The following is a 25,459-nucleotide window of genomic DNA, read 5'->3' on the forward strand; positions in this document are numbered from 1 at the left end:
TCGTACTCCTAAACGAAGTTCGCGTCTCCCTTAATTTTTAGGAAGCTATCACGTACCTTTCTTCTATCCCTTTTGGATGCACAATCGCTTGATAGCTTCGGTCAGCCGATAGCCGCACAGCACGCAATCCGATGAGCATGCGGTTTATACAATAAGTTTTGTCATTCGCATACACGCGCACCTCATCCGGACGAATGGCAACCAGAAACCCGGTCTGGCTTGATACAGTACGGTATGGAATGAACCGCAGCCGCTCAAGCCATCTGCTTTCCTCTTCCGGCATATCTAACTCAAAAGCGGTTATTTCCTCTTCTAATCGCTGCAGCAGACGCTCCGGAAGTATCCCCTTCCACACTTCTGCTTCCATCACGGTCACAGGTATACGTGTCAAAGGGTCGAACAATTGGTTGCCTGTATCGATAAACCCGCGGCAGGCAATAGTATGACCGAATATGTCCACTTCCAATTGAACATACTGAACATCTACCTGACGGCTGGCTTTTACGCTGTAATAACCATAGCGTACACCCCACCAGAGCAGCGAAAATCCTATAATAAGAAACCAAAGGGTAAGAGGGGGACCGGACGCCCCTGTATGTGTGACGACGATGCCGTCTACAACCTCACTTTTCTCCTCCAGCATGGCATGAGCTGCCATAAGCCCTCCTCCGATAAAGAATGAAACGGCATAGAAGGTGGCAAGAAGTCGAACGAATCCCCACATTTTTGTCCAGCGAAATGCAAGCATAATCATCAAACAGGAGAATAATAATTTCGCTAAAAAAGTAAATGCGAAAGATAAGGGCGGAAAAAACAAAAAAACGGTATACGTGGCGCCAACCAGCGAAGCAAACAGAAGCCTTCGCTTTCGCAGCGGCTGACGGCAGATATGCCCGGTTAAAAACAGCAACATATAGTCAATAACAGCGTTCGTTAAAAACACAATGTCGGCATACATCGTCACATTCGCTCCGAACCTCCCCTCCCCGTCTTCTGTGCTCTTATTATCACACAGAAAAAGATAGCAGTGTCCCTAAATCGTATGAAAAATTAAGACAAAATATGAGGGGAAATTTAGACAGGATATGACACTGGCGAGAAATAAAAAAGTAGACTCCGCTGTTTCTTTTCCACCTAGATGGAGTACTGTCCGCGTATTTACTTCACCAATCTTGCCTGCCTTCTCTTTTAAATCTATCGCTATTTCGTTATAAAACAACTTGCTAAACAGGAACATAGGTTCTATAATTATAATCAGAAGCACGGGTCCGGCGATAAAAACAGAGCCCTGAGCACTCTCTGCTCAGGGCTTCTTTGTATTCACGCTTATTTTTTACGTCTGCGGTTGCGCAGAAATGTCGGAATGTCCAGGTTATCAAGTCCGCTCGAAGAAGAAGCCTGGCGCGGTTCCGGACGGGACGGAGGGAGATGTGTCTCTTCGATATTCTGTTCCGGCTCGAATTGGCTTGTCCGACGTATCGGTCTCAGATTGTGCCCACCCATCGGCTTCTCGCGTTCGCGGCCCGGATCTATCTGCGGACGGCGTGCCATCTGCTGTTGCGACTCTTCAAATCCTGTCGCGATAACGGTAACGACAATCTCGTCTTTCAAATTCTCATTAATAACCGCACCGAAAATCATGTTCACTTCTGCATCTGAAGCGGATGCTACAATATCGGCCGCCTCATTCACTTCGTATAGGCTTAGATTCGTGCCACCGGTAATGTTCATCAGTACGCCACGAGCGCCATCAATTGATGTCTCGAGCAACGGACTGCAGATTGCCTTCTTCGCCGCTTCGGCTGCCCGGTTTTCTCCTGTGGCAATCCCGATGCCCATCAGCGCAGATCCGCGCTCTGTCATAATGGTTTTTACGTCAGCAAAGTCCAGATTGATAAGTCCCGGTACGGCAATCAAGTCAGAAATACCCTGTACACCCTGACGCAGCACGTTATCCGCTTCGCGGAAAGCTTCGAGCATCGGGGTATTCTTATCGACAATTTCCAACAAACGATCATTCGGAATCACAATAAGCGTATCCACTTTTTCCTTAAGAGCACAAATGCCCTGTTCTGCCTGCAATTGACGCTTGCGTCCTTCGAACGTAAACGGACGGGTTACGACGCCTACCGTCAGCGCACCGATTTCCTTGGCAATTTCCGCAATGACAGGCGCCGCACCGGTTCCGGTTCCCCCGCCCATACCAGCCGTAACAAAGACAAGATCAGCTCCACGGAGGGCTTGTTCGATGTGCTCACGGCTTTCTTCCGCAGCTTTCTTACCAACCTCCGGATTCGCCCCGGCACCAAGTCCCCGTGTCAGTTTTCCACCAATTTGCAGCTTATGCTGCGCCTTTGACAAATTCAGTGCTTGATAATCCGTGTTGACAGCAATGAATTCTACCCCTTGAATGCCGCCTTCAATCATGCGGTTGACGGCGTTGCTTCCGCCGCCGCCCACACCGATAACCTTTATCTGTGCGAGTGTATCCATTTCCAAGTCGAATTCCAACATGTAGTTAAGTCCCCCTCACTTATCATGCAAACAATCTAAATAAATTCGCTAAACCACTCTTTAACCTTCTTGATAACTCCTCCATGTTCCTTCGGCTCCTTTTGCACCTTAGGCACAGTGGTAGATTTTCGGTTGCTTTTCGGTTGAGGCTGCTTCGTCTCTACTTGCCGCGGCATCTGATGCATATAATATTTGGACGCGTATTTAATCAATCCAACCCCTGTTGTATAGGAAGGGTCACGCACACCGATATAATCCGGAATGGCAATCCTCACAGGCGCCTGTAACTCATAGCGCGCCAGCTCCAGCAGACCTGGAATGTTGGCGACGCCGCCGGTCAGCACAAAACCATTCGGTATGCTTGTATCATAACCGAGGAGGTGAAGCTCGTCTTCTACCAAGTTGAAAATCTCTGCAGCACGGGGCTCAATCACATTGGCCAATTCAACTTGAGTAAATTCTTTCTCCACATCGCTTCCGATTCTTTTCACCAGAAAGTGTTCGTCTTCATTTGCTTCTTCAATCAGCGCACATCCGTTATTGAGTTGAATCTGTTTCGCCTCTTCCGTCGTCGTCCGAAGCCCGATGGCGATGTCGTTCGTGATGTAATCCCCTCCAATCGGAAGCACAGAGAAGGCACTCAATGTCCCCATCTCAAACACGGACACCGTGGTTGATCCGGCGCCAATATCCACAAGTACTACTCCTAAATTTTTCTCATCCTTGGTCAATGCAATTTCACTGGATGCAAGCGGCATAAGATACATTCCAACAATGGATAAGCCTGCCCGTTCTACGCAGCGCATTAGATTATGTATGACAGTCTTGGCCCCTGTAATGATTGTGCCTTCCATTTCCAGACGCACGCCCATCATACCCCTCGGGTCGCTGATTTCTCCGAGGCCGTCGACGATATATTGAACGGGAACCACATCAATAATTTCTCTTTCAGGCGGGATCGCAATCACCTGTGCGGCTTTCATGACGCGTTCGATATCCTCGTCACTGATTTCCCGATTTTCACTGGAAACCGCTACCACACCATGACTGGACTGAAGCTGAATATGGTTGCCGGAAATTCCGACAACAACATGGCGAATCGGCAGATCGACCATCCGCTCTGCTTTTTCTACGGCCTGTCGAATTGCCTGAACCGTTTCATCAATATCAACGATGGCTCCTTTTTTGATTCCATGCGAGTCTGCAGTACCGACCCCGATAATATTTATGGTTCCGCTGTTAATCTCTCCAATGATTACCCTGACTTTGGATGTACCAATATCTAAGCTGACAATATATTCACTGTTGTTCAAATTTGGCACCTCCTCTTTTTTTATTTTCATAGCGTAGCATTAAAAATGATTTACTTTATTTACTTCCACATTAAACGTTGTTTCCCTTTTTTCATGGAGAAAATTTATAAAAATTATGCATTAAGGCAACGGTTTCTCTTCCTTGTCGCCAAACCAGCGTCCGATAAGAATCCGACGAATGATGGCGATGTTATTAAACAGACGAACACCGAACGCGAAAATGGCAGCCAAATACAAATCAATGCCCATATATACGCCTAAAAAAGCCAACCCGGCCGCAAGCAGCGTATTGAAGAAAAAGCCTGACATAAACACTTTGATATCAAAGTGGTTGTCCAGATGTGCGCGCAAGCCACCGAAAATCGTATCCAGGGCGGCAAGAACAGCAATGGAAAGATAGCTGCTGTATTCTTCAGGTACACGAAATTCAATCGACAATCCAAGAACCACACCGATAAGTAACCCAATGACAGGTAACCACATCCGCTTACGACGCTCCTTTTCGCTCCAGAGGCTTCATATATCTCACTCTCCCCGTTCCTTTATGTGCAGGAACAGTGACGCTTTCTGACTTCTGGATAGTGAATTTCTTATTCAAAAAGTGGAACCACTCTTCCATTGATTCGTGGTCCGATCCGGGAAGACGCAGGGCAGCTTCTAAGCTCTGCGGATCGCCGATTGCTTTTACAATGTACGGCATATTGATCGGCTTCGTATCCACCTGAATCCCTTCACCGACGATGCGAATGGAACTTGTAACAATCAGGCGCTGGTCATTAATCGCAATGGCTTTCGCTCCGTTTGCAAACAGCAGGCTGGTCAAATCGGTCAAGTCCTGGTCGATAACCGGCGACTGCAACTTGTCCTCGCCTGGCTCGGAAGGGTTGTCTTCAATCACGACAATGATGCCGGGTCCTTTCATGTCAGCAAAGCCGTTTTCCTTTTTAATACGAGAAAGCTCTTCCTGAACCACGGAAAGACCGCCGCCTTCGTTTATCGATGTCTCGTATTCACTTAACAGCTTTTCATATTTTGATATATCATTTAGTAACTTTTGATGGCGCTCCATTTCTTTTTGTACACTCTGCCGTAATTGAAACGTATCCTGTCTTTCTGTGGCGAAAGTTGGCGAATTTGAACGAAATTGCACCGTCAACATGAAACCAATGATAATGCTTATGACCGTAATTATGAATGGGACCTGTCGATTATTTTTCATATTGCTTCCTCACCGCTTCTACCCGTGAATCGTCGAGGACGGAACCCCTGCTTTTCTTTCCGTTTCCCCTACGTATGCCGGCAACTCGATTTTGTCGGAGCCGGTAATAGAAATTTCTAGCGTTCGCTGCTTTAGCATATCAATGACTCCACCGGGTAATTTCATGGCGGATACGAGCGTATCTTTATCCCCGATAGCCTCGATTACGAACGGCGGCGCCAGCTTCGTGTCATTTACGATAACCGTCGGGCCGACGCATCGTACGCTAGATCCGCTGACAAGGCGTTGGTCGTTTACCGCAACTCCTTCCGCCCCCGCCGCGAACAATTCGTTCACCACATCGCGAATGTTCTGATCGTGTACAATACCGTCGGCAACATTATCAAATGCAGCAGCAGACTTGCTATCGTTTAACGTCACAGTTACGCCAGGCCCTGTGACCGGCATTAATCCAGCCTTCATTCTAAGCTCTTCCAGCTCACCCAGCACCTGCTTAGAAATAGCCTGCCGCTCTGATAGCTCCTTTTCTTTCTCGTTCACTTCGAGCCGCAGTTTCACAAGCCTTTTTTCCAGCTCCTCATTCGTTTCTTTCTCACTGATCAGCTTCTCGTTTAATCTTACTTTCTTCTCCCATTCACTTTCATCGATAGCGGTCTGAAGATTACTTGTTCCTCTCATTGTCAATTGCACCGAATAAGCGACAATGAACCCGGAGACAAGGAAGACGAGCGTTAAATAAACATGGATTTTGCGGACTCTAAGACTATTTTTCATTGTTTGCCGGTTGCTGCTGCTTGTACGGCGCAAACCATTTCACCTCTGATAGATTGATAATCCCTTCTGTCTTTCCCTCTTGCTTCAAACTTTGTACAAACGAAGGATACCACGCCATGTTGTCGGCGAAATTCTGAATGGTGGTATGTACTTCAAATCCATCTTTCATAAATAATATAAGTCGTTCGGGATTATTCTTGTCGGACTCGTGCTGAATCTCGGATATTTGCTGGCGGATGCCCGGATCTAATTTGTCCAGTTCCGCAGCGAATTTGGGCAGAAGATTCTCTGTCTGCCAACGCCGAATTATCGGCTTGTCCACCGTCCCGTCTCCGATTGGGTACTGTTTCAAGATTCCACCTTTGTTCGTAACCGGATACAGCGCACCCTGCCCGTCCATGAACAGAGCCACCCGTGGTCTTTCTTTGACAGCCAATTCTATCTTCCCAGGAAATGTTTTGCGCACATCCACGCTTTCAATTGCCGGAAGCGCTGTAACAATAGAATTCTTTACTTTCTCTTTGTTGACAAGCAAATATTGCATATCAAACGTAAGGTGTGATTGTTTGATTACTTCGTCAGCTGAGACAAGTTGGGTCCCTGTGACAGAGATATCCTGTACCCGGCTGATAGAAGACTGAAAAAACAGAACCACAAGCAACACCAAAAAAAACAGCATCATCAGCACAAGCAGCTGACGATTGGTTCTCTTCTTCCGGTTCTCCTTCCGTAAACGCGGGATTTTCTCTATATTAGCCATTCCGCATTCCTCCGCTTTTGAACCTGTAAAACTTACAAAAGCGGCATACTCTCATATGCCGCTTCACATGCACAAATTATGCTTGTTGAAAGTGTGCGTCTAACATTCCCTTCGGATACGGGCCCCTAGACTCGCAAGCTGTTCTTCAATCCGGTCGTAGCCGCGATCAATATGATACACTTGCGCCACTCTCGTCTCCCCTTCCGCAGCAAGCCCCGCGATAATCAACGCCGCACCGGCTCGTAAATCAGTCGCTTCCACTACCGTACCTGACAGGCGCGGTACTCCGCGAATAAAAGCGGTGTTTAAATCCACGTAAATATCGGCGCCCAGACGGCACAGCTCATTCACATGCCGAAATCGCCCATCAAATACCGTTTCCTTTATAATACTGCACCCTTCTGCTACAGAAAGAAATGCCATCGTCTGTGACTGCATATCGGTCGGAAAACCGGGATACGGAGCCGTCATGATACGGTCAATGGCGCGGAATGAACCGCTTGCCTTTACCGTAATTATATCATGCCCATAGTCGATTTCAACACCACATTGTTTTACAACATCTAGTAAAGCTACCGTATGCATCGGATTCACATTGCGCAGAGTAATCGCTCCGTGCGTAATCGCTGCTGCCAGCATCATCGTTCCGGTAACAATCCGGTCAGGAATCACCTGATAGTCCGCTGCCTGCAGGGTAGATACTCCTTCGATAACAATACGATCCGTTCCCGCTCCACGCACACGGGCACCCAGGCGATTCAGAAAGTTCTGCAGATCAATGATTTCCGGCTCGCGCGCCGCGTTTGATAGAATCGTCTCGCCTTCCGCCAGCACGGCCGCCATCATAATGTTTTCCGTCGCCCCGACGCTCGGGTAATCCAGGAAAATCACACCGCCCTTGAGTTTGCTTGCGGTACAGCGAATGAGCCCGTCTTGGGCTGTAATGGTTGCACCAAGTGATTCCAATCCTTTTAAGTGAAGGTTGATACGCCTCTCTCCGATGGCACACCCGCCAGGGCGGGAAAGAGTGACCTCTCCGAACCGGGCTAAAAGCGGTCCCATCAGAAAAATGGATGAGCGCATCTGGCCCATCAAATCCTGCGGAACCATCGAAGAAGCGAGCGCTGTTGTGTCCACATGAACCGTCGTACCCTGATGCGAGCATACGGCACCCAGTTCCGCCAAAATCTTGAGCATAACATCGATATCAGAGAGACGGGGTACATCGTAGATGGTGTAGGAACCTCCTGTCAGCACCGTAGCTGCCAGAATGGGAAGCGCGGCGTTTTTCGAACCTTGAACACGCAATTCTCCCGATAAGGGGGTTCCTCCCTCAATCACGAATGACTCCAAGATTTCACCTCCGTTTACCCCTCGCCCACCACCAATACTTCCGGAACAAGCTTGACGTTATACCTTTCATGGATAATCTTCATCACTTGTTCCATGAGGTCGAGGACATCCTGGGCCGTCGCGTTTCCCCGATTTACGATGAAATTGGCATGCTTCTCCGAAACCTGAGCGCCTCCTACCGTAAGTCCTTTGAGTCCGGCGCTCTCAATCAAGCGTCCTGCATGATCGCCCGGCGGATTGCGGAATACGCTGCCCGCGCATGGCATTGACAGCGGCTGCGTCTGGCGGCGTCTGTCTTTATACGCCGCCATGTGGCGTGCAATCTCTTTGCGGTCACCGTATTGAAGCTTGAATACGGCGCTTACCACAATGCCTCTTCTTTCTTTCTGCAGGACAGACGTACGGTAGCTAAATCCGAGTTCTTCCGGTGTAAGCCAAACCAATTCCCCGTTTTCGAGCAACACTTCAGCCGATTTGAGAATACGTGAAACATCGGAGCTATGTGCACCCGCATTCATATAAATTGCACCGCCCACCGTACCGGGAATACCGCCGGCGAACTCAAGCCCGGTCAATCCCTCTTTCCCGGCCATTACCGCCAATCGTATAAACGAGTAACCGGCGCCCACCTCTACCTCTTCCCCGTTAAAGGTAAGGTGATCAAATCCATCAGCCAGTTTAAAGACAATGCCGCGGATTCCTCCGTCCCGCACAAGCATGTTTGAGCCTCTCCCCAGTATATACCAGGGCACATGATGCTTGTGAACGAGCTTCATACAGTGAGCCAACGCCATTTTGTCAGTCGGTTCAACAAGAATGTCTGCCGGTCCGCCGATTTTCCATGTTGTATGGTTAGCCAGCGGTTCGTCTATGAGCACTGTTCCGATGTTGGCTTCTTTCAATTCTGTAATCAGCTTCTGCATAATAGAACCTCCTCTATGAATCCCTGCCCGGTGCGCACCGCTTCCGTGGGTCACGCGCCTAGGATAATGTATGATCGCCCCGCCCACTGTGTTACAGTCAGGCACGGGCAATCATTTTTAATTCGTTATAGACGAGCGTAGCCGCTTCCGGCTGTCCCAGCGCTTTTGCCGCCCGGCGCATCGCCTGAACTCTTCCGTCGTCTCTCAGTACTGTATCAATCTCCACAAGAAGAGCTGCGCCATTCAACTGCGGCTCCAGAATAACGCGTGCCGCTCCCTGTTCTTCCAGCCACCTCGCGTTTTTCTCCTGATGATTGTTCGTCACATACGGAGAAGGGATAAGAATGGACGGTAGTCCAAGCGCCGTAATCTCCGCAAGAAAAGATGCGCCTGCCCGGTTTACAATTAAATCGATACCAGCCAGCACCTCCGGCATATTATAAATAAACGGACGGACGGTCATATTTTCCGGTATGCCTCCGGTTCCGCGAATGGCTTCTAATGTTTTCTCATAATGTACTTCACCGGTCACATAAATAAAATGGTAGTCCGGATAACCGGAAAGGCTGGATGCCATATCAATTACCGCTTCGTTAATCGCCTTGGCCCCGCGGCTTCCACCTACAATAAGCACGTACTTCTTGCCCGGGGGTACGCTGAGCGACGCAAGCCCGACACAGCCATCTGCTCTGGCGACTTCGGTCGCCCGCGGATTGCCGGTTACGATCGTTTTCGCCCGTGGAAAATACGAAGCCGAACCGGAAAAGGTAACAGCAACCCGCTCTGTATAGCGTGACAAAAATTTATTGGTGAGTCCCGGAATGACATTCTGTTCATGAATCAGTGTAGGAATGCCGAGCGTGCTTGCGGCATATACGACCGGACCGCAAACATAACCGCCGGTGCCTACAACCACATCCGGTTTAAACTCCCGGATGAGACGCTTTGCCCGGCGGGTCGCTTTCAGGAATCTTGCAATGGTTTTCACGTTTTCGAAAGAGAGACTACGCTTAAACCCGGTAATGTATACCGACTCGAACGGAATCCCCTCCTTGGGGACAATCTCCGCTTCAAGCCCTCTTTCCGTTCCGATATATAGTACACGGGAGTCGGGCTCATGCCGCTTAATCTCTTTAATGAGGGCGAGTGCAGGATAAATGTGTCCGCCTGTGCCGCCCCCGCTAATCACAATATTCATGCAAACCTTGCTCCTTTTATATAAAACTATTCACTATTAATATAGCTTTTCGAAATTCCCCCGGAAAGCAGGACATAAAGCTTAGGCCTGCCTACCAAAGAAATGAGGAAAGAATGACTTTCTTTTTCCGGCTACCGAATGGTGATTCGAATTTCAGAGAGAAGAAAAAGAAAGCCATTCTTACTCTTCGATGTGCGTCAAGCGACCGGCGTTAACATCTTACATACGGGAATAGCGAGAGATATTTAATAGAACGCCCATGCCGGTAAGCATCAGAGTGAGCGAAGAGCCTCCGTAGCTTAGAAACGGAAGCGTAATTCCCGTAACAGGGAACATGCCTGTCACGACACCTACATTAATGATTACCTGAATCACCAGCATTCCAATAATGCCTGTCGCAAGCAGGCTGCCAAATAAGTCAGGCGCTGTTACCGCAACGCGCATACCGCGCCACAGCAAGAGCAGGAACAGAAGCAGCACAGTCGCACCACCGATAAACCCTAGCTCTTCCGCCAAAATCGAAAAAATAAAATCGTTATACGGCTCAGGCAAATACAAGAACTTCTGGCGGCTCATGCCAATGCCAAGTCCCATCAATCCACCCGGTCCGATAGCATAAAGCGATTGGATAATCTGATAGCCGTCTCCGAGCGGATCTGACCACGGGTCAACAAAAGCGGTAATACGGTCCATCCGGTAAGGGGCGGCCAGAATGAGTCCGACAAAGCCGGCCACACCTAACAACGCTAGCCCCAATAGGTGCTGAATTCTCATGCCGGCGATGAAAATCATCAGCACAGACGTGCCGAACAGCACCGTACCGGTGCCAAGATCAGGCTGCAGCATAATCAGCCCGAACGCCAAACAAACAACACCAAGCGACGGTACGATCCCCTTGGTAAATGAACCGATGTCTTTCTGATTTTCCGTCAGCCATTTCGCCAGAAACATAGCCATCCCCAACTTCATAAATTCCGCCGGCTGAATCCCGAACGCACCAATGCCGAGCCAACTTTTCGCCCCATTGACCTCTTTTCCAATGATAAGGACGACAACCAGCAGAAAGAAGCAAAAAAGCAGTCCCGGTTTCGCCCATTTTTTCCATACCCAATAATCGATGTTCATGGTTATAAACATCGTCACAATGCCGAGTGTGGCAAAAATAAGCTGGCGTTTGGTAAAAAAGAACGGATCGCCTTTCTGAGCGGCGACTACGGCGCTCGAGCTGTATACCATCACCACGCCAATCGCCAGCAGCACAAATGTCACGACAATAATAATAAAATCAGGAGTTGAACGGGCCTTTGTCAAGCGAAACACCTCTTACAGCACAGAATTTGCCGCCTCCGCCTGCCTGTCCGTTCAATCACCTGATTTCGATTAAACATTCAAACAGCGGTTACGGGCTTGTTTTAAGCTTATGCACGGATTGCTTAAACAAGACCCCCCGCTCTTCGAACGATTTGTACATATCCCAGCTGGCACACGCCGGTGAGAGCAGTACAATGTCACCTTCCCGAGCGATCGAGCGGGCCTCGGCAACCGCATCAGTAACAGTATCGACGCGCTTCGCCCGAATAATCCCTGCCTCTTCCGCCCGAGCCAACAATTTTTCTGCCGTTTCCCCGTAAGTAATGACTGCTTTTACGTTTTGTCTCATAAGCGGCACCATTTCTTTAAAGTCAATGCCGCGATCAAGCCCTCCGGCAATCCAGACGATGGGTGCCGAAAAAGATGTTAAAGCCCGGCTGGCTGCTTCTGGATTGGTCGCTTTCGAATCGTTATAATACTTAACGCCCTCAATTTCAGCGACGAATTCCAGACGGTGTTCTACACCGGCAAATGTGCGTAGTATGCGGCGGATCGCTTCTATGTCCGCTCCGGCCGCCCTGGCCACGCAGACTGCCGCCAGAATGTTTTCAAGATTATGCGCTCCCGGCAGTGCCAGCTCGTCTAAACGGACCACCCTTTCTTCTTCGGGTGCTTCGTCCAGCTTCTCCGCAAGTGCACCTGTTACCGGACGTTTGAATATAATTTCACTGCTACGCACAAAAGCGCCTTGCTCTATTTCTTCCTTTGTACTAAACCATAGGATCTGCGAACGAATATCGTCGGCCAGATTACGGCAGATCTGGCTGTCATAATTAAGCACTGCCACATCGGTCTCTTCTTGATTTTTAAACAATTTGCTTTTGCTATGTACGTAATCTTCTTTTGTTTTATGATAGTCCAAGTGGGCATCATACACATTCAGCAAACAAGCGATCGACGGACGGAACCTGCGCGTTCCTTTCAACTGGAAACTGCTTAACTCGGCCACCAGCGTTTGCCCCTTCCGGACCTGCAGCGTTTGCTCACTAAGAGGTGTACCGATATTGCCTGCTACTATCGGATGCAAACCTCCCTCTTCAAGCATGCGGCCGATTAATGTCGTGGTCGTCGTCTTGCCGTTTGATCCGGTAATACCGATGATCGGCACATCCGATAACTCATACGCAATCTCTACTTCCGTAACAATCGGAATGCCAAGAGATTGCGCTGCTTGAATTGGTGCAACCGTATAGGGAATACCCGGATTTTTGACGACCACATCGACAGACGGATTGACGATATCGTCCGGATGTTCCCCACAAATAACGGTAATTCCGCCTGCGCGGAGCGCCTCCGCTTCTTCGCACTCATTCTCGGGTTTCTTATCGTTGACCGTAACGTCCGCTCCGCACGCTTTTAAGAGTCGGGCCACAGCCGCCCCGCTCTTGGCAAGGCCTAGTACCACCACTTGTTTCCCCTTATATAATGCTCTTCCTTCTTCAATAGACATCAGCTTAACACCTCAATGTATACACCCAGGCTCGCACAAATCAGTCCGGCAAACCAGAAAGTTACCACGACTCGCCACTCGGACCAGCCACCCAACTCATAATGATGATGCAGCGGACTCATGCGGAATACCCGCTTTTTACGTGTTTTATATGAAATAACTTGAATAATGACAGACAGGGCCTCCATTACGAATACACCACCGATAATAACCAGCAAAATCTCCGTTTTCGTAAGAATAGCTATTCCCGCAATGGCGCCGCCTAACGCAAGCGAGCCCGTATCTCCCATAAATACTTTGGCAGGGTGCGCGTTAAAGACGAGAAAGCCAAGTACCGCACCAACCACCGCAGCGGAAAAAATAGCGATATTCATCTGGCTCGTCATCCAGGCAATCACAGCGTATGCGCTGAATGCAATCGCGCTCGTACCCGCAAGCAAACCATCCAATCCGTCGGTCAGGTTTACCGCATTGGATGCGCCAATTGTCATAATCAGCACAAGCGGAAAATACAACCAGCCGATATCCATGCCCCATCCTGTTCCGGGAACGGAGATGGAAGTGTCATATCCATTTCGAACCAGAACGTAGTAGAATACGGCACCAATGACAAGCTGACCAAATAATTTCTGTTTTGCGGTCAATCCCAAATTGCGCTTCATTACAATTTTGATGAAATCGTCCAGAAACCCGATAAGTCCATAACCAAGCGTAATAAAGAGAAGCAAAAAGATTTCCACCGACTGATTGGTAAATTTAATCACCGTAAATGTTAAGGCCAGTAGTATAATGATACCGCCCATCGTCGGTGTTCCCGCCTTTTTCTGATGTCCCTTCGGTCCTTCTTTGCGAATTTCCTGACCAAATTTCAATCGCCTTAGAATAGGGATGAAGAGCGGAGCGATAAGCACAGCAATTAAAAAAGCTGCAGCGATAGAAAAAAACAAAACTCGTACAAGCATGACACGCCCTCCTTTCTATAAACTCCTCATCCTATTTTTTTCTTTTCTAGTATGGCTTGATATGCCTCTTCTTTATCATCAAAGTGGATCGTTTTGTCTTTTAAAATTTGATATGTCTCATGTCCTTTACCGGCGATAAGAACCACATCCTTCGGACCCGCCCTGTGAATCGTTTCACGAATCGCTTCCCGGCGATCTATCCGCGTAAAGTAGCGCTCTTCGCTTATACCGTCCGCGATGAGGCCTTCTACCATCTCATCGATTATCGCCTGCGGCTCTTCGGAACGCGGGTTGTCGGATGTGATGACCGCTACATCGGCGTAGCGCGCCGCGATAGATGCCATAATCGGCCGTTTTGTTCTATCACGATCGCCGCCGCAGCCTACAATACAGTATACTTTGCCTTCGGCAAATTCGCGAATCGTCTTCAGCACGTTCTCCAGACTGTCCGGCGTATGGGCGTAATCGACAATAACCGTATAGTCTTGCCCTGCGTCTACGCGCTCAAACCGGCCACGTACGCCTTCCACCTTCTCAAGCGTACGCACAATTTGCTCAAGCGGGATGCCTTCCACGAGGCAGGCCGCCGTTGCTGCCAGTACGTTGTATACGTTGAAATTGCCAATCATGCGCAAGGTTACATCCGTGCTGCCTGCGAATGTTTCCAGCGTAAATGACGTGCCTTTCGCCGTAATGGAAATGTTTCTGGCACGTACGTCTGCCTTACTGCTGATACCATATGTAATGACCTGCGCCGGAGTCATACGGGCAAACACCTCACTTGCCGGATCATCGGCGTTCAGTACCGCATATTTCATCCGCTCTTTATCATACTCATTGCCAAGCTGGGAGAACAAGAGGCCTTTCGCCTGCAAGTAATTTTCCATTGTTTTATGGTAATCAAGATGATCCTGCGTCAGATTAGTAAATACACCGGTTGTAAAGCGTACGCCGCGCACCCGTCCCATGTCTAACGCATGGGACGACACTTCGATGGCCGCATACTCTGCGCCATTATCTTTCATCCAGCGGAATGCGCGGTGCAGATCAAGCGCTTCCGGCGTGGTGTTTTTCACTTCGCGGATTTCGCCTTGAAGGCGCATCTCAATCGTGCCGATAATGCCGGTCACATGTCCGGCTTCGTCCAGAATCCGTTCAATCAAATGGGTGGTGGTCGTCTTGCCATTCGTTCCTGTCACCCCGATAATTTTCATCTGGTGCGTCGGCTGGCCGAAAAAGCGATCGGCAAGTACTGCCATCGCCCGCCGGGTATCCGGAACATAAATAACCGGAGCATCCACCTCCACCGTGCGTTGCGCCAGAATAGCCACTGCGCCCTGCGAGACGGCTTTTGCAGCGAAATCATGGCCGTCGACCGTAAAGCCGGGCAAACAAATGAACAGGTCGCCCGGCTGTACTTTGCGCGAATCGATTTCGATCCCTGTAATCTCCGTTTTTGCGTCCCCTACGACCTGCCAGAGGGCGAGAGGTGCCAGTAACTCGTCTAGTTGCATTGTCGTTCTCCTTCTTTCTCGCGAAACATTCGCTTCGTCGCTATCAGTGAATTGTACCGCATTTATTGTAATGCTCTTTGTTTTATTTGTCACCCAGATAGACGCGAATCGTCACGCCTTCTTCCACCCGCGTACCCGGCTGCGGCGACTGATAGGATACTTTGTTGCCATCGCCTGCAATGTCAAGAGGGAAGGTATAATAGGATCCGGCGATTTCCTTCCGTTCCATGCCGATAAGGTTCGGCACCTGTACAATCTTTTTGTCCGGGTACTGATACTTCTTCTCCATTTGCTGCGTACGGGGCGCGATTTTCATATAACGCAGAGAAGAGTCCATAATGTTACGTACGATTGGCGCCGCTACCAGACCGCCGAACTGAATCCCCTTCGGGTTGTTTATTGCCGTATAGACAAGAATTTGCGGATCATCAGCCGGTGCAAAACCGATGAATGATACGATATGCTTGCTCTTCGAATATACACCATTTTCTACTATCTGAGCTGTACCGGTTTTTCCTCCAACACGATACCCATCGATATAGGCATTACGGCCTGTTCCGTTAGCCACGACGCTCTCCAATGCCCGGCGAACTTCGGCGGACGTCTCCGGAGAAATCACCTGACGAACCTGCTGCGGCTTGTTTTCCTTCATTAATTTGCCGGTTTCCGGGTCATGCCATGATTTGACCAGATACGGTTTCATCAGCTTGCCACCGTTTACCGCAGCACTTACTGCCTGCACTTGCTGAATTGGCGTTACAGATACGCCCTGGCCAAATGCTGTTGTGGCAAGCTCTACAGGACCCACCCGATCCATTCGGAACAATACCCCGTTCTCTTCGCCAAGCAAATCGATGCCCGTCCGTTTTCCAAAACCGAATTCTTTAATGTAATGGAATAACCTTTCTTTGCCGAGGCGCTGGCCTAAAAGTACGAACCCGGGGTTACAGGAGTTCTCCACGCCTTGAAGGAATGTCTGCTGACCATGTCCGCCCCGCTTCCAGCAACGCAGCGTGGCACCCGCGACCTTAATGAACCCCGGATCATTGAACATATCTTTATCCAGATTGACTTTCTTGTCCTCTAGTGCTGCGGCCAGCGTAATAATCTTAAACGTAGACCCCGGCTCATACGTCTTCCAAATCGGCAGGTTGCGGTTGTATGTCTCTACCGGATAATCGCGATAATGGCCCGGGTCGAAAGTCGGGCGACTTGCCATGCCCAATACTTCTCCCGTTTTTGGCGAAATTGCAATCGAAATCGCATCATCCGGTTGATATACGGCTATCGCCTGATCCAGCTCACGTTCGATGATGCGCTGGATGTTCGCATCAATCGTCAGGTGCACATCCTGGCCGTCTACCGGCGGGATAAATCGGTCAGGCATGCCCGGCATTTTTTGTCCGGCCGCATTTGCACCGAATGAGATGTATCCTTTTTTGCCTTTTAGCTGTTCATCATAAACACGCTCAATACCGGTCAATCCCTGATTGTCCACTCCAGTAAAACCAAGGATATGCGCCGCCAGCGATCCGTACGGATAGTAGCGCTGGCTATCTTCCGCCAGTTGAATGCCCGAAATATTAAGAGCCTGCACCTGCCTGGCTATTTCAGGTGAGATGCGGCGTCCGCCCGGCACACGCACGATAAGTTCGCGCCGGCTAATTTCCTTCAGGACTTTTTGTTCCTCAACCTTCAGAATCGGGGCCAGCTTACGCGCGGCGTCGGTTTTATCTTTAATTTGTACGGGAATAGCCATAACGGACGGTATGCTAACATTGTACGCCAGCATCTCACCGTTGCGGTCATAGATGCGCCCCCGCTTCGCTTCGAACGGAATGTTACGGGTCCACAGATTTTCGGCATTCTCTTTTAATCCCGGACCTTTCCAAAGCTGTACATACCCAAGGCGTGTAATCAACAGCAAAAACAGCAGAAAACCCAACAGCAGCGCAACAAAGATGCGGCGTCGGACGGTAACTCCGGATACACGCAATGTCTTTCTCCTCCTCACCGAATAGGCGCGGGACTTAGGCGTCTCGTGTCCGCGCGCGTTATGTTCTCACCAATAACCCTATTCGATGAGCAAAAAAGATAGAACAGGCTTTCCTTAGTTCTCCGCTTTCCTCTCCGTTTTGCCGTTCTTCTCCGACTTGCTTTCCTCTTCCGGTACAGGTGTTGGCGTTACCGATTTCGGCGCCAGCGTCACGGTAAGCTTGTCGCCTTTTTTTATCACCGTTCCCGGTTGAATGCTCTGGCTCACAACATAACCTTCACCCTTGAAAATAGGCACCTGCATATCAAGAAGCGATGCAAGCTCCATGACCTCACGCAGCGTTTTACCGCGCAAATCAGGCATTTGTACGCCTTCTTTCGACGTCAGCATATACACCGGCGTTCCCTTGGTGAGCGGCGTGGTCGCTTTCGGATACTGGCCGACTATGGTCTTCCCCTTGCCAAGCACCTGGCCTTTGAGACCGGCCTGTGCCAGCAATTGCTTGCCCGATTCCACCGTCTCTCCGCCGAGTTCCGGCATGACTACCGATTCATTCGTCACAACTTCTACGGTTTTTCTGTCCGTTTTATCCGGCGACAGTTTCAAATAGTGAAGGCTGCGCTCCATAACCGACTTAAAGATTGGTGCGGCAATAATTTTTCCTCCGGCGGACGGATTGTCGATGTGCGGTTGGTTGACTACGACATAAATGAGCAGCTTCGGATTGTCTTTCGGAGCAAAACCGATGAATGAGTTAATGTATTTTCCTGCCACGTAGCGCCCGTTTTCCGCGACCTGGGCGGTTCCGGTTTTACCGGCAACCTGGTAGCCCGGCAGAGCGAAAGGCTGGCCGGTTCCGTTCTTCTCATTGACGACCGCGCCGAGCAAGTCGCGCGTCTGCTTGGCCGTCTCTTCGGAGACTACGCGCCGTACCATTTGCGGTTTATGCTCCTGGATAACTTTATCTGTTTTGGCATCACGGATTTCCTTTACAATATATGGTTTCATTAGCTTGCCGCCGTTTGCGATCGCACCTACGGCCGCCACCTGCTGGATAGCCGTTACGGATACGCCCTGGCCGAACGTGATGGAAGCTATGTCGCGCGGATAATATTTGCGGTTCGGATTAAACGATCCGCGGGCTTCACCCGGCAGGTCGATGCCCGTTTTTTGTCCAAAGCCGAACTTCGTCAAATAGCTGAACAGCTTCTCTTTTCCCAGCATATCGTATCCGAGACGGACAAATGCCACGTTACTGGAACGCTTTACGCCTTCTTTGTACGTAATCAGACCCCAGCCACGGCCCTGATTATGGTCACGAATTGGCTGTCCTTTAATCTTCGTATAAATCCCTGACATGTATGTCGCATTCGGGTTGAATTGTTTCTCTTCAATAGCCGCCGCCAGCGTAGCAATCTTAAACGTCGAGCCTGGCTCAAAGTTTGCCCCGATAACCGGATTGAAGAAGCTCTTAATGTCGGTTGGTGAATTCGGATTGAATGTAGGCCGGTTGCCCATACCAAGAATCTGTCCGGTATGCGGGTCGGACACAACCACGCTGACACCTTCCATCTTATATTTGGCCGTTGCCTCATTCAGTGCGTCTTCAATATAGTTCTGAATCTGATGGTCAATCGTCAGTACGACTTTATTTCCGTCCTTGGCCGGCTTGTACGATTCAACCCCGTCCGGCAGTTGATTGCCCCGACGGTCCGTCTTGAAAGTAAAGCTGCCTTTTTCCCCTTTAAGCTGATCGTCTAGCATACGCTCGATTCCCATTCTCGCTTCGCCTTCGAGATTGGTATAGCCGATGGCATGCGAAGCGAAAGCGCCATACGGGTAATAACGGCGTGACTCCTCATATAACCCGATGCCCGGAAGGTTGAGGGCCTTCACCTTTTCCGCCTTCTCTTTCGGAATCTTCCATCCTCCCGGCCTCAACTCCACCTGCGTCAAATCTTTCGACAAACGCTCCAGAATTTTCTCCTGCGACATATTCAGAATAGGCGCAAGCTTGGCCGCCGTTTCTTCTTTGTCTATCACATAGTTCTGGTTTTTCTGATCGTTCGGATACGGTTTTAAACGTGCGATAACGGTGTATGCTTTGCCATGGTAGGCGAGCAGCTGCCCATTCCGGTCGACAATGTCGCCCCGTTTGGGATTAATGGCATCGCTGCGTTCCCATGTATCCTTAGCCTTTGCCATAATTTCTGCACTGTCAACATACTGAATCCAGAACGTGCGCAAAATGAGCGCAAAAAAGGAGAGCGTGAACAGCCCCCCCATCAATAACGTGCGCAGATTGATTTTTTTCCTCATCTCGCATCTCCCTAGTTCGAGGCTGTGCCGCCTTTGAATACCCGGACTGTATCGTCAAGCTTTGTCAGTCCCATTTGTTCGGCAATGCTACGAATGCGTTCCGGTTTGCTCAGCTCGTCAATCTTGGCATGAAGCTCTCCGTTTTGCTCCGACACTTTCTTCACTTCCTGCTTCGTCTCGAGAATCTGGTAGTTATAGTCCGAAATCTTCGCATAGCGGGCAATAATGAATGTAGACACAGTGACAAGTGCGATGACGATAAAAAAGTAAAGCAGCTTCTCTCCTGCGCTAATGCCGCCAGGCCGAACTGTCACCCGCTTCTTCTGGACGGTCCGCTGTTTCGGCTTCCGTTCGATTTGTTTGGCTAAATTTCCCTGATTGTATGGCCGCAAAGCATTCGTCTCCTCCTTCTGTTTATATTTCCAGCTTCTCAGCAACACGCAGCTTCGCAGAGCGCGCTCTGCGGTTCTCGTTCAATTCCGCTTCTCCGGGTACAATCGGTTTGCGTGTAATAATTTTCAACACCGGCTTGTTTCCGCAAGCACACTGTGGAAAATCCGGCGGACATACGCAGCCCTTGCTATACTCCTGGTAGGTTTGTTTACAAATCCTATCTTCAAGCGAATGAAAAGTAATTACGCTTGCCCTGCCGCCGGGCGCAAGCAATCCGATGCCCGCTTCCAGCGCTTCTTTAAAGGCGTTCAGCTCATCGTTTACCGCAATGCGAATCGCCTGAAATGTCCGCTTTGCCGGATGCGGTCCGGTGCGTCTCGCCGCGGCCGGAATGCCGCGTTTAATCAACTCGACCAAATCTTCTGTAGTAACGATTGCACGCTTCTTGCGTTCGACTGCAATTTCTCTGGCGATACGGCGCGCAAACTTCTCTTCGCCGTATTCGAAAATAATGGACGCAAGCTTCTCTTCAGGCCACTCGTTAACAATTTCGCGAGCGGTCAGCGATTGCGTCTGATCCATCCGCATATCAAGCGGCGCGTCCGCATTATAGCTAAAACCCCGTTCTGCTTCATCCAACTGAGGCGATGAAACACCCAGATCGAACAGCACTCCGTCGATTTGTGGAATATGTAATTCTTCAAGTACCTGCTTGATACGACGGAAATTGCTTTTGACAAGCGTGACATGTTCCATGTACGGTGCCAGGCGTTCTTTAGCGTTGGCAAGGGCAATATCGTCCTGATCGATAGCGATGAGGCAGCCTCCTTCGCTAAGCCTTGATGCGATTAATGAGCTGTGGCCGGCACCACCAAGCGTGCAATCTACATAAATTCCGCCCGGCTTGATGGCCAAGCCGTCCACTGCTTCCTGGTGCAGCACCGTAATATGATGGAACATCATTTTTCCTCCTTGCGTCCTGCTATAAATCAAAGTCTACAATTTTCTCTGCAATCTCATTAAAATAATCGCCGGACTCGGACGTATACTTTTCCCACTCTGCCAGACTCCAAATCTCAATCCGGTTAGATACGCCGATAACAACGCATTCCTTATCAATTCTCCCGTGTCTGCGAAGGGTGACCGGTATATTTACTCTACCCTGCTTGTCCAGCACACATTCAGTAGCACCGGAGAAAAACAGGCGGGTAAACGCACGAGCATCGGCCCGAGTAAAGGGGAGGGCTTTCAGCTTTCCTGTCAGCACGCTCCATTCTTCCATTGGGTATACAAACAAACAGTGGTCCAGTCCGCGCGTCATGACGAAGCGTTCGCCGAGCTCCTCCCGGAAACGGGAAGGAATCGTCAGCCGTCCTTTATCGTCCAGCGTATGCTCGAACTCTCCCATGAACACGCCTTCTCACCTACCTGTTTACCTTTTCCTCCACTTTGCCCCACTTTATACCACATACGTATTCTAGCTTATAAAATGAAATCCTTCTATAAAAACTTAGGAAGTTTTGGTGAATTAGCGCTAATTGCATAAAAAAAATGTCGAATGGGTGAACACCCCCATTCGACACTGTGAGTTTTTTCCTATTCTTCTTTCCAGCTTTCCAGATACGCTTTCTGCTCTTCTGTCAAAGTATCTATGCCCAGTCCCAAAGCTTCCAGCTTCAGACGAGCCACCTGCTCATCCAGTTCATACGGAACGTTAAGCACGCGCGCCCCAATCTCTTTGTACCTCTCATTGACATATGCAAGAGACACAGCCTGCAGCGCAAACGTCATATCCATGATTTCCGCCGGGTGGCCGTCGCCTGCCGCCAGGTTGACGAGGCGGCCTTCCGCCAGCAGATAAATTTTGCGGCCGTCTTTCATGACGTATTCTTCAATGTCTTTGCGTACGACGCGTTTGGACGTAGAGAGCGATTCAAGTTCCGGCTTATTGATTTCGACATCGAAATGGCCGGCGTTGGACAGAATCGCGCCGTCTTTCATTACCTCGATATGTTCACCGCGGATAACGTCACGGTTGCCGGTTACCGTTACAAAATAATCGCCGTGTTTCGCCGCCTCCGCCATCGGCATAACTTCGAAACCATCCATGTATGCTTCGATCGCTTTGATGCCGTCGATTTCAGTAACGATAACTTTGGCGCCGAGACCTTTTGCACGCAGCGCCACGCCACGGCCGCACCAGCCGTAACCGATAACGACGACCGTTTTGCCCGCAACTACCAGATTGGTCGTGCGGTTGATGCCGTCCCATACGGACTGGCCTGTACCATATCGATTGTCGAACAAATACTTGCAGTACGCGTCGTTTACCGCGATCATCGGGAATTTCAATTCGCCCGACTTCTCTAACGCACGGTTACGGATAACGCCTGTCGTCGTTTCTTCGCAGCCTCCGCGTACCTGCTCAAGCAGGTCCGGACGTTCGGAGTGCAGAATCGTAACGAGGTCGCCGCCGTCGTCAATGATTAAATCCGGTTTTGTTTCAAGCGTTTTGATAAAGTGTTCTTTATATTCAGCAGGGTCAGGATTGTATTTCGCAAATACTGTGATGCCGTCTTCTACAAGAGCAGCGGCTACATCGTCCTGTGTGGATAGCGGGTTGCTGCCTGTAATCGTAACGTCGGCTCCGCCGGCTTTCACAACTTTGGCCAGGTATGCCGTTTTTGCTTCCAGGTGCAGCGAAATGGCTACTTTTAAGCCTTTGAACGGCTGTTCTTTTTCAAACTGTTCACGAATGCGGTTTAACACGGGCATATGTTCTTTAACCCAGTCAATTTTCAGATGTCCGCTCGGCGCGAGACTCATGTCGCGCACGATGCTTTTTTCTGTTGTATTCAAAATGTCAGCCTCCCGTCTTTAATCAATAAATACCGCATAGTGTTCAGGTACAACGTCGTACGGATACGAGGCAAACGCTCTGAACCATTCCATGCCGTATTTGTTAAGATAACCAAATATATTGTAAACTCGTTCCTGCGGTTTGTCCAATGGAAACAGTGAAACTGCAATACGGTCGAATTGGCGCAGCGCCGCTTCATGTTGTTTAACGAAAGCGGCCTGGATTTTGTTTTCATAATAGGAAACCTGTTCGAGAACTTTTTCCAGGTTTTTTTCACCGAGATTCTGCAGTCCGCGTTCGATTTCCGCCGCATCTCGAATAAGAGGAGTATACAGGCGCGTAATTTTCTCCCGCACATCATTAAACTTCTCTTCGAAGTTTAGTGTATCCTGAGCGGCAAGGAATTGTTCACGTTTCTCCGCGAGGCCGGTCAACGCCTCTTTCGTGCTCACTTCATACTTGCGCATGTTTTTCTGCACCGCGCCTTCGAACAGGCTAAACGACAGCCGCGGAATAAGCGGCGGCATCTCAAAGCCCATGCGTCGGAATGACTCGGCATACAGTCCCCAGTAGGCAATCTCCCCCGGTCCGCCGACGAACGCAAGTGTCGGCAGCAAATATTCCTGCATCAACGGTCGCGTCACCACATTGGCGCTGAATTGCTCTGGATTCTCTTCGAGCATGGTAAGCAATTGTTGTTTGGTATAGGTCTCGCTTCCATCGCGCGTTTGGAATGTGCCGTCCGCAAGCCGTGTTACACCGACACGCTCCCCTTCCCGATACAGAAAAAATTGCGCGTTTGACCTATCCGTCTCCACCTGCCGATGATAGCCGAGCGCTTCGAGTTTCTCCCCCTGTATAGATACCGCTTCGTTCAGTTCTTCATTCCGCTCAATAATTTGCGCAAACACCGGCTTCTCTAAGCGTCGTACAAACGGAAGCGCCGCATCCATTAGGATAAGTCCCTGTTCGCCGAGCAGCCACGCCATCGTTCGTGCGAAAAAACCGGTGAGCGTATCGGAGCTTTCGGCAAACCGGTACAATGTTTCTTTTATTTCCCCGGAAAATTCGGTCTCGATTTGTTCGGCGAAATACTCGTCAATAAAGGTACGTATTTCATCCGGAGCTACCGGCAAATGTGAGATGGACGTCCGTCCTGCGTGCTCTGTCCCAAGCTTTACTTTCTTCACTTCAGACGCGCGCGTTTGTACATACGTATGGTTGACCTCTTCATAGTCATGGTCTTCGCCTGCAATCCAGAATACCGGAACGACCGGCTTGCCCCGCTTTGCTTCCTGCTCTTCCGCAAGCCGAATGATGGTAATCGCCTTATGAATTGTATAGAGCGGACCGGTGAGCACACCCGCCTGCTGGCCCGCCACCGTCACATACGCATCCGGTTGGCGCAGCTTCTCGATGTTCTGTAAGGCATGCGCATGATTGCCGATTTCCCTGTTAAACGCAAGCAGTCCGTCTACCAGTTCCGGCCGGTTCGATGCCGGATGCGCAGCAAGCCAACTGAGACGCTTCTCAATGCTGGCCTGCTCGTATGGTCTATATAAATAAAACTCTTTCACTTTCTCATAGTTATGTATGTAATCACGCACAATCGCTTGGCCGGGTAGTAATCGTACCTTTTGCAGTTGCACACGGTTCATCCTTTCTTTGCTTATTTAAAATAAGTATAACACAAAATCACCATCACTTATCTAGCTACAAGCCCTGCCGTGAAAATGAACAAGTGATCGAGCAACGCTCGTAGTACGAAGGAAAAGAGAGAAGAGAACGAGACAGTGATTTCAATGCAGAAAAAGGCGAAGGCCTTTTTCTTCTCCGGATCTTCTTTCCTCTTCCCCTTCCTTCTTTTCTCATGATTTTCAAAGAAAAAAGATAGATGAGAAGTTAGCCTCCCATCTATCTTGTCTCCTTCACTCGTGAATATGCTTCTCTGCCTTATCCTCAAAGGCTGATTGGTCAATCATGTGCTGCACAAGCCCCATTACATACCTCCGGTTTTCTTCCTGCTGATCCGGAAAAAAGAAGCCAATATGCGTTACCGCTGCCATATACGTCAGTACATGACGCTCCGTCCATGCAGATTGTGCGGTAAACTCGGCAAATACACTGAGCAAGTGCTTTTTAAGCTGCTCGTGGGCCTGCATCTGTGCCTTGTGGCCTTCATCCCGCATTTCTGCGTTCCGCTGCGGATCTTCAACAATTTCGCGCCAGAAGCTGGAATGACTGGCAGCGAATGCGAGCAGAAGCTCGGTAATCGATTGTAGCTTCTCTATGGACGTCTGTTCCTCATCCCGCGTAATCTGGAAAATCCGGTGGTCGAGTTCGTCCGATTGCTGGACCAGTATCGCCTGATACAGCACCGCTTTATTCGGATAATAGTTATAAATGGTACCGACGGCAATGCCCGCTTCTTTGGCGATAGAGCGCATATCGGCCTGCCGGTACCCTTTTTCGATGAAAATCTTGTGCGCAGCCGTTAGAATACGCTGTTGAAAGGAATGACTCATGTTCTTGCTCCTCAA

Annotated in this window: 22 protein-coding genes; all 22 read right to left on the bottom strand. The window is 49.7% G+C overall.

From position 1 onward, the window contains the following. Nucleotides 1-37 precede the first annotated feature (37 nt). On the bottom strand, nucleotides 38-958 hold the full coding sequence (spoIIGA, locus tag ADA01nite_RS01010; protein WP_246147183.1) for a sigma-E processing peptidase SpoIIGA: 921 nt from the start codon (nucleotides 956-958) through the stop codon (nucleotides 38-40). A gap of 368 nt (nucleotides 959-1,326) precedes the next feature. Further along, entirely contained in the window at nucleotides 1,327-2,514 is a 1,188-nt protein-coding gene (gene ftsZ, locus ADA01nite_RS01015) for a cell division protein FtsZ (RefSeq protein WP_146808031.1), read from the bottom strand. 35 nt (nucleotides 2,515-2,549) lie between these two features. After that, complete coding sequence (gene ftsA / locus ADA01nite_RS01020; RefSeq protein WP_146808032.1) at nucleotides 2,550-3,827, bottom strand: cell division protein FtsA; 1,278 nt, start codon at nucleotides 3,825-3,827, stop codon at nucleotides 2,550-2,552. A 120-nt stretch (nucleotides 3,828-3,947) separates the two neighbouring features. Then, entirely contained in the window at nucleotides 3,948-4,310 is a 363-nt protein-coding gene (locus ADA01nite_RS01025; protein ID WP_146808033.1) for a small basic family protein, read from the bottom strand. 4 nt (nucleotides 4,311-4,314) lie between these two features. Beyond that, nucleotides 4,315-5,046 carry a DUF881 domain-containing protein gene (locus tag ADA01nite_RS01030; protein ID WP_146808034.1) on the bottom strand — a complete coding sequence of 244 codons (732 nt, stop codon included), beginning with the start codon at nucleotides 5,044-5,046 and terminating at the stop codon, nucleotides 4,315-4,317. Nucleotides 5,047-5,064: 18 nt separating this feature from the next. Next, entirely contained in the window at nucleotides 5,065-5,853 is a 789-nt protein-coding gene (locus ADA01nite_RS01035) for a DUF881 domain-containing protein (protein WP_146808035.1), read from the bottom strand. After that, nucleotides 5,810-6,580 (bottom strand): cell division protein FtsQ/DivIB, encoded by a 771-nt coding sequence (locus ADA01nite_RS01040; RefSeq protein ID WP_146808036.1) that lies wholly within the window; start codon nucleotides 6,578-6,580, stop codon nucleotides 5,810-5,812. Before ADA01nite_RS01040 ends, ADA01nite_RS01035 begins: the two co-directional genes overlap by 44 nt. Nucleotides 6,581-6,679: 99 nt before the next feature. Beyond that, on the bottom strand, nucleotides 6,680-7,933 hold the full coding sequence (murA, locus tag ADA01nite_RS01045; RefSeq protein WP_146808037.1) for a UDP-N-acetylglucosamine 1-carboxyvinyltransferase: 1,254 nt from the start codon (nucleotides 7,931-7,933) through the stop codon (nucleotides 6,680-6,682). A 14-nt stretch (nucleotides 7,934-7,947) separates the two neighbouring features. Beyond that, entirely contained in the window at nucleotides 7,948-8,856 is a 909-nt protein-coding gene (gene murB / locus ADA01nite_RS01050; protein ID WP_146808038.1) for a UDP-N-acetylmuramate dehydrogenase, read from the bottom strand. A gap of 97 nt (nucleotides 8,857-8,953) precedes the next feature. Next, entirely contained in the window at nucleotides 8,954-10,054 is a 1,101-nt protein-coding gene (gene murG, locus ADA01nite_RS01055) for an undecaprenyldiphospho-muramoylpentapeptide beta-N-acetylglucosaminyltransferase (protein WP_146808039.1), read from the bottom strand. A 219-nt stretch (nucleotides 10,055-10,273) separates the two neighbouring features. Continuing rightward, nucleotides 10,274-11,365: a stage V sporulation protein E gene (gene spoVE / locus ADA01nite_RS01060; protein ID WP_146808040.1), complete on the bottom strand. Its 1,092-nt coding sequence runs from the start codon at nucleotides 11,363-11,365 to the stop codon at nucleotides 10,274-10,276. Nucleotides 11,366-11,453: 88 nt separating this feature from the next. Continuing rightward, complete coding sequence (murD, locus tag ADA01nite_RS01065; RefSeq protein ID WP_146808041.1) at nucleotides 11,454-12,875, bottom strand: UDP-N-acetylmuramoyl-L-alanine--D-glutamate ligase; 1,422 nt, start codon at nucleotides 12,873-12,875, stop codon at nucleotides 11,454-11,456. Continuing rightward, on the bottom strand, nucleotides 12,875-13,837 hold the full coding sequence (gene mraY, locus ADA01nite_RS01070; RefSeq protein WP_146808042.1) for a phospho-N-acetylmuramoyl-pentapeptide-transferase: 963 nt from the start codon (nucleotides 13,835-13,837) through the stop codon (nucleotides 12,875-12,877). The genes murD and mraY overlap by 1 nt, the downstream gene beginning before the upstream one ends. A gap of 26 nt (nucleotides 13,838-13,863) precedes the next feature. Then, the gene (locus ADA01nite_RS01075) at nucleotides 13,864-15,351 is read right to left on the bottom strand and encodes a UDP-N-acetylmuramoyl-L-alanyl-D-glutamate--2,6-diaminopimelate ligase (RefSeq protein WP_146808043.1); all 1,488 of its coding nucleotides are present in this window, start codon (nucleotides 15,349-15,351) and stop codon (nucleotides 13,864-13,866) included. Between the two features lie 82 nt (nucleotides 15,352-15,433). Further along, nucleotides 15,434-17,347, bottom strand: coding sequence for a stage V sporulation protein D (locus tag ADA01nite_RS01080; RefSeq protein ID WP_146808044.1), 1,914 nt, complete (start codon nucleotides 17,345-17,347; stop codon nucleotides 15,434-15,436). Between the two features lie 114 nt (nucleotides 17,348-17,461). Then, nucleotides 17,462-19,666 (bottom strand): PASTA domain-containing penicillin-binding protein, encoded by a 2,205-nt coding sequence (locus ADA01nite_RS01085; protein WP_146808045.1) that lies wholly within the window; start codon nucleotides 19,664-19,666, stop codon nucleotides 17,462-17,464. A gap of 11 nt (nucleotides 19,667-19,677) precedes the next feature. After that, complete coding sequence (gene ftsL, locus ADA01nite_RS01090) at nucleotides 19,678-20,058, bottom strand: cell division protein FtsL (protein WP_170230058.1); 381 nt, start codon at nucleotides 20,056-20,058, stop codon at nucleotides 19,678-19,680. A gap of 22 nt (nucleotides 20,059-20,080) precedes the next feature. Further along, nucleotides 20,081-21,022, bottom strand: coding sequence for a 16S rRNA (cytosine(1402)-N(4))-methyltransferase RsmH (gene rsmH / locus ADA01nite_RS01095; RefSeq protein WP_371863521.1), 942 nt, complete (start codon nucleotides 21,020-21,022; stop codon nucleotides 20,081-20,083). Between the two features lie 19 nt (nucleotides 21,023-21,041). Then, complete coding sequence (mraZ, locus tag ADA01nite_RS01100) at nucleotides 21,042-21,473, bottom strand: division/cell wall cluster transcriptional repressor MraZ (RefSeq protein WP_146808047.1); 432 nt, start codon at nucleotides 21,471-21,473, stop codon at nucleotides 21,042-21,044. 182 nt (nucleotides 21,474-21,655) lie between these two features. Beyond that, nucleotides 21,656-22,918, bottom strand: coding sequence for an adenosylhomocysteinase (locus tag ADA01nite_RS01105; RefSeq protein ID WP_146808048.1), 1,263 nt, complete (start codon nucleotides 22,916-22,918; stop codon nucleotides 21,656-21,658). An 18-nt stretch (nucleotides 22,919-22,936) separates the two neighbouring features. Beyond that, nucleotides 22,937-24,568, bottom strand: coding sequence for a bacillithiol biosynthesis cysteine-adding enzyme BshC (bshC, locus tag ADA01nite_RS01110; RefSeq protein ID WP_170230060.1), 1,632 nt, complete (start codon nucleotides 24,566-24,568; stop codon nucleotides 22,937-22,939). Nucleotides 24,569-24,847: 279 nt separating this feature from the next. Beyond that, nucleotides 24,848-25,444 carry a TetR/AcrR family transcriptional regulator gene (locus ADA01nite_RS01115; protein WP_146808050.1) on the bottom strand — a complete coding sequence of 199 codons (597 nt, stop codon included), beginning with the start codon at nucleotides 25,442-25,444 and terminating at the stop codon, nucleotides 24,848-24,850. Nucleotides 25,445-25,459 lie beyond the last annotated feature (15 nt).

The sequence above is a fragment of the Aneurinibacillus danicus genome (assembly GCF_007991215.1).
Lineage (GTDB): Bacteria > Bacillota > Bacilli > Aneurinibacillales > Aneurinibacillaceae > Aneurinibacillus > Aneurinibacillus danicus.